Below are 5,908 nucleotides of genomic sequence, written 5' to 3' on the forward strand. Positions count from 1 at the left end.
TTGTTACTAAAACCTGTTCCGGGAACAGAAGTAATCGCATTAAAGGTAGTTTTATCCAGGATAATCTTATCGCCTTGGGAGCGGTTGAAGTCAGCAATCGCATCTACACCCACAGCAGAACTCACAAAGGTCGCATTGGTATTGTACAGAAACCTGTCAGCACCCGCACCACCAACAAGGGTATCATTACCAGCACCACCAATGAGAGTATCATTACCAGCACCACCCCGCAGCAGGTCATTGCCACTTTTACCGTTGATGGTATCGTTACCCCCCTGACCATTGATGACATCAGCGGAGTTGTCAAAACCCGTGATGTTATTGTTGAGTTGATTGAGGAAAGTTACCGTGTTCTTGTTGAACAGGCTAGTTTGAGTGGAATTGGCATCGAAGACATCAAAGCTGTCGGCGATGTTGGTTTGCCCATCAAATAAGATATTACCAATGGCAGGTTTTGCTCCAGAAGCTGGCAAGTTATCCAGGTTTTCTAACTGAAAGTTTTGCAGAGTCACTTTGGTAGACGCCACATTTTCAAAGGTAACTTCTAAGTTGTTACCCTGAGGAGTTAATTGCAGATTTTGAGCGGTTAAACCACTACCTGTAAATTGCAAGGTGTCCAAAGAGGCAATTACCGCTGCCGTTGGGTTTGAGCCTTTGCCAACGCCACCAAAATCGGTGATGGTGTCATTGCCATCGCCTCGGCGAATCACAAACTTATCTTGACCACCGTTACCTGTGAGGACATCGTTACCGGCTTTGCCATCGATAATGTTGTTGCTAGGTGTGCCAAATAAAGTATCTGCACCAGGAGTTCCCGTTAAGTTAGGGATGCTGCCACTGGCGATATTTTTCCCGCCAAAGATTACATAGCTTTGCCCAGCATTACTGTTGCCATTAGGGTCGGCATAAGGTGCTCCAATAATCAGGTCGTCAATACCATCATTATTGATATCACCCGCTTTGCTAACTGATGTGCCTAAGCCGTCACCCGCAGTAATGCCGTTGATTATAAAGCCATTAGTGCCATTCAACTCAGAGAGGTTGAGGGGGTTGCTACTGCCTAAATTCTTCCCCCCAAATACTACATAACTTTGCCCAGCATCACTTTTGCCGTTGGGGTCGGCAAGAGGTGCCCCAAAAATCAAGTCATCAATACCATCATCGTTGATATCTCCTGCATTGCTGACTTGGTAACCTGAGCCGTTAATCACAAAGCTATTAGTGCTATTTAGGTCTGAGAGATTCAGGGTACCGCTACTGCCCAGGTTCGCCCCCCCGAACACCACATAGGTTTGCTCAAATGTCCTAACAATTAGGTCGTCGATGCCATCACCGTTAATGTCCCCCGCACTGCTGATTGGGTAGCCTGTAGAAATGTTGAAGCCATTAGTACCATCCAAGGGTGGCATGTTAAAGTTGCTGCCACTACCGATATTCTTCGCTCCAAATACTACAGAGTTGCTAATAATTAAGTCGTTAATGCCATCACCGTTGATGTCCCCAGCTTTGCTGATTAATCTGGACTGGTTGAAGCCATCAGTGCTATTTGGGGCGTAAAAACTGATAGTACCACTACTACCTAGATTCGTCCCGCCAAACACCACCGAACTTTCGGTAATAATACCCTCATTGCCCTCGCGGTCGGGGGTAATGAAGAGAAATGTGTTCTGAACAATTAGGTCGTCAATGCCATCACCGTTGATGTCCCCCGCGTCGCTCAGTGAAATATCCATGCCATTATAGTTGTCAATACCATTAATGCTGAATCCATTAGTGCCATTTAGAGAGGAAAAGTCAAGACTACCGCTACTGCCCAGATTCGTCGTCCCAAACACCACATCCACTTCGTGGACGCCAGCAATCAGGAGGTCGTCAACGCCATCATTGTTAATGTCCCCCGCATTTTTTATTAGGAATGTGGGAGCCAAGAAGCCATTAGTACCATTCAGGGACGAGAGATTGAAGGTGGTGCCACTGTTGACATTCGCCCTCCCAAATAACACATAGCTTTTCCCAACACCACTTACAATCAAGTCATCAATGCCATCGTTGTTGATATCCCCAGCATTGCTGACTGATTTGCCTAAGTTGTCATTTGCAGCAATGCCGTTGATGATGAAGCCATTACTACCATTCAGATCGGCGAGATTGAAGAATGAACTTACCATGATTTTTTCCTGTGTTGATTGATTGTTAGTCAGGGAGTGAGCTTTAAGGTTTTAAGCTTGTTCTGTGTTTCAGTAAAAGCCCACAGATGTAACTTATACACTTGTTACGACAAAATCTGATGCAGCGAGACTGGGGGTAAGCTGTTGACTTTGATGGAATTTGGGGTTTTTTGGTTCATGCTATTTTTGTGGGAGTACAACATCTCTCTGGTGACATATATTTTGCATAATTTTTTAACTCCTAAGAAGGCATAGAGTGAACACCCTAGACTGGGGGTACTATTAAGAGCCGTCAATTGATCGCCACTTTTGCAACCGATTAACCAATTAGGGTTGTAGAATAATCGCTCATCTTCAGCATCGTAGACAATGCGATCGCTATTGCTATCCTCTAAAATTGGACTGCACATCATAATTCGTAATTCGTAATTAGGAAATTCAATTACGAATTATGTTAATAGCGTTCTTTGGGTATCATTTCGTCAAAGGATTTGACTTTGAAATTTTTAAGTTGTTTTGATATCTTTTAAAACACTTAGATATTCTGATGAATACCTAAGCAGTGTCAATAGGCTAAGTGTAATTCTGGTAAAGTTAGAGTTAACTTTATGACTTGTCAAGTAAAGTTTTTGTGTAGGCGTAGCCCGTCGTAAACATCGCTCTCTTCAGATCGTTCGTCTATGTATCTATCTAAAGATATAAATCATTGGTGAAAAATGAACATTACACGCAGATATGCAAGAGAACACGGAGATTTCTCTTTGGGTCTCCCAATCTCTGCGTCTTCTTTGACAGCGTTCCTTGACTAAAGTTCTCTCCTGATCGAGTGGTGTTAATTTTTTGAGTACGGTAAACCGTATTTACTCGTTAGTACCCAAAGATTAGTTTAATTGTTAAGTTTAGTAACATAAATAAAAAATGCTGCAAACATTGCAAGACAGGAGAATTTATGAGAATTGTTAATATCCTTGACGATTAAGACAAACTAAACAACTTTGAGATGCAGCCTGGACATTAGATCACACAAGTCAAGCTCTCTCAGAAATAAGACTGATTTAACATTGTTTAACATTACTATGAAAGCTACAGATCAATTAGTGCATTTTTTAGAGGAGGAGTTGGGTATTTCTGGTGGAGCAATTTCCCTTGCCTTGCGACATTGTGAGCAGACCCCCAACTTTCTAGCCATAACCCTCTGGCAGTATGGGCTGGTAACACTGGATCAGTTAGCCCAAATTTTTGATTGGTTGGAAACAGTATAAGCTGCTTCAACTATTCGGATGGTAAATAGCCGACTTTCCCAGAAAGTCACATTTTCAACAGTTTTAATTCTAAGGATTGGTAACAACATCTATGGCAATTAAAGAACAACCTAAGTCATCTCGGTTTCGGATCATTGCTAATATATTGCTGGCAGTATCAGGGCTATTCCTGCTCTTAAATTTATTTTTGCCTGGTTTATTTGCTTCTGGTCCCGCTGGTGTTCCCTATAGCCTATTTATTCATCAAGTACAAGAAGGGGAAGTTAGTCGGGTTTCCGTTGGTCAAAACCAGATCCTCTACCAACTAAAAACAGAAAATGCCGAGCCGGGCCAGGTGTTTGCAACTACACCAATCTTTGATTTAGAGTTACCCAAACTGCTAGAACAAAAAGGAATTGAGTTCGCTGCTACACCTCCACCCAAGAATACTTGGTTTACAACCCTCTTGAGTTGGGTGATTCCACCACTGATTTTTCTTGGCATTTGGCAGTTCTTTCTCGCCCGTGGTGGCGGTCCTCAAGGTGTTCTCTCCATTGGTAAGAGCAAAGCTAAGGTTTACGTTGAAGGCGAGTCAGCTAAAATTACCTTTGCAGATGTGGCTGGGGTAGAAGAAGCGAAAACTGAGTTAGTGGAAATCGTGGATTTCCTCAAGACTCCAGGACGCTTTACGCAAATTGGCGCTAGGATTCCTAAAGGTGTGCTGTTAATTGGCCCTCCAGGTACTGGTAAGACACTTTTAGCGAAAGCCGTAGCAGGGGAAGCAGGAGTTCCATTCTTCAGTATCTCTGGTTCGGAGTTTGTGGAACTGTTTGTCGGTGTGGGTTCTTCCAGAGTGCGGGATTTATTTGAACAGGCTAAAAAACAAGCTCCCTGTATTGTATTCATTGATGAATTGGATGCGATCGGTAAGTCTCGTAGCAGTAATGGCTTCTACGGTGGTAACGATGAGCGAGAACAGACCCTCAACCAGTTACTAACAGAGATGGACGGGTTTGCAGTTGGGGATGCAACAGTGATTGTACTAGCAGCTACCAACCGCCCGGAAATACTAGACCCGGCATTGCTGCGTCCAGGCCGCTTTGATCGCCAAGTGTTGGTAGACCGTCCCGATTTATCTGATCGTGAAGCAATTCTCAAGATTCACGCTCAAAAGGTGAAACTAGGAGATGATGTGAATCTAAAAGCGATCGCTACTCGTACTCCCGGTTTTGCTGGCGCAGATTTGGCAAACTTGGTGAATGAAGCGGCATTATTAGCAGCTCGCAATCTGCGTGAAAGTATTGCTCAAGAAGACTTCGCCGAAGCAATTGAGCGGGTAGTCGCCGGTTTAGAGAAAAAGAGTCGCGTGATGAACGAGACTGAGAAAAAGATTGTCGCATACCATGAAGTTGGTCACGCAATGGTCGGGGCGCTAACCACAGGAAACGGACGTGTAGAAAAGATTTCAATTATTCCCCGTGGGATGGCAGCTTTGGGTTACACTCTGCAATTACCAACTGAAGACCGCTTTTTGATGAATGAAGATGAACTGCGCGGTCAGATTGCGACTATGTTAGGTGGACGTTCCGCCGAAGAGATTGTATTTAACAGCATTACAACAGGTGCTTCCAACGATTTGCAACGAGCAACTGACTTGGCAGAACGGATGGTGACAGCCTATGGTATGAGCAAAGTCTTGGGACCACTGGCTTACCAACAAGGACAACAAGCAATGTTCCTGGGTAATGGTGCGGCTAATCCCCGGCGGGCAGTGAGTGAAGACACAGCCAAAGCTATTGATATCGAAGTCAAGGAAATCGTGGAAACAGCCCACGAACAAGCCCTAGAGATTCTTAGAGAGAATCGAGACTTGCTAGAAGCGATCGCTACTCAACTCTTAGAAACAGAAGTCATTGAAGGCGAAAAACTGCACAGTTTGTTGAGTCAGGTTAAACCCGTAACTAATTGGTAATTTGGAAAGTCAGACTTGATACATAGAGGGACGCAAAGTTATTATTTGCGTCTCTCTGCGTTAAACCTCTTTGTTCCTACCCTTCAAGAAGGCGAAGCCGCCTATGCGTTTCAAAAAAGCTACTCATTTTCATCCCGACAATCATCAACGCTAACCCCAGGCGTTGCTGAATGAAGGGATGAATTTATTTATGTAGGTACAATTTGATACTTTAAGTAATGAAGTAATAATTTAATTGAGTATCTCAGCATTTGTTCTGATTTGGAATAGCATAAAGTTTTTCTGTGAAGACGTGCAAGATAATGACTAACCCTTGTATTTTCATTTTCCACCCTTGTCATATATGTTTTACTCACAATTTGGTCTCCATCAGGGATAAAACTTGGGTAAACCTTCCAGCCATCGGTCACATAAAAAAAGCTTTTCCACTGCTTAACGGGACTTAAACAAAAGTAAAAGACAAAAAAAGGTATAATGCTCAACCAGATTAACTTTCACGTTGTAAAAGGCTGATGAAAGAAACGACC

The 5,908-nt window shown here is 43.4% G+C and carries 4 protein-coding genes and 1 pseudogene; 2 read left to right on the forward strand and 3 right to left on the reverse strand.

Annotated elements, in window-relative coordinates; all coding sequences use genetic code 11:
* Positions 1 to 2,168 (reverse strand): beta strand repeat-containing protein (locus tag V7L29_RS28185; protein ID WP_334737527.1); only part of this gene is annotated, 2,168 nt, incomplete at its 3' end.
* Between the two features lie 104 nt (positions 2,169 to 2,272).
* On the reverse strand, positions 2,273 to 2,581 hold the full coding sequence (locus tag V7L29_RS28190; protein ID WP_334737528.1) for a hypothetical protein: 309 nt from the start codon (positions 2,579 to 2,581) through the stop codon (positions 2,273 to 2,275).
* A gap of 663 nt (positions 2,582 to 3,244) precedes the next feature.
* Between V7L29_RS28190 and V7L29_RS28195 the strand changes: the two genes are divergently transcribed.
* Positions 3,245 to 3,430 carry a DUF2949 domain-containing protein gene (locus tag V7L29_RS28195; protein WP_334690078.1) on the forward strand — a complete coding sequence of 62 codons (186 nt, stop codon included), beginning with the start codon at positions 3,245 to 3,247 and terminating at the stop codon, positions 3,428 to 3,430.
* Between the two features lie 91 nt (positions 3,431 to 3,521).
* Positions 3,522 to 5,381: an ATP-dependent zinc metalloprotease FtsH4 gene (gene ftsH4 / locus V7L29_RS28200; RefSeq protein ID WP_334737529.1), complete on the forward strand. Its 1,860-nt coding sequence runs from the start codon at positions 3,522 to 3,524 to the stop codon at positions 5,379 to 5,381.
* A gap of 188 nt (positions 5,382 to 5,569) precedes the next feature.
* Here the strand turns inward: ftsH4 and V7L29_RS28205 are convergent.
* Positions 5,570 to 5,809 (reverse strand): annotated as a pseudogene (locus tag V7L29_RS28205) (IS1 family transposase); the annotation flags it as partial.
* Positions 5,810 to 5,908 lie beyond the last annotated feature (99 nt).

This window comes from Nostoc sp. (genome assembly GCF_036916575.1).
In the GTDB taxonomy this organism is placed as follows: domain Bacteria; phylum Cyanobacteriota; class Cyanobacteriia; order Cyanobacteriales; family Nostocaceae; genus Nostoc.

Bases quoted from the DNA above. Each gene is read 5' to 3' on its own strand.
- V7L29_RS28190 (WP_334737528.1), bottom strand. From the start codon at position 2,581: ATGATGTGCAGTCCAATTTTAGAGGATAGCAATAGCGATCGCATTGTC.
- V7L29_RS28195 (WP_334690078.1), top strand. From the start codon at position 3,245: ATGAAAGCTACAGATCAATTAGTGCATTTTTTAGAGGAGGAGTTGGGT.
- ftsH4 (WP_334737529.1), top strand. From the start codon at position 3,522: ATGGCAATTAAAGAACAACCTAAGTCATCTCGGTTTCGGATCATTGCT.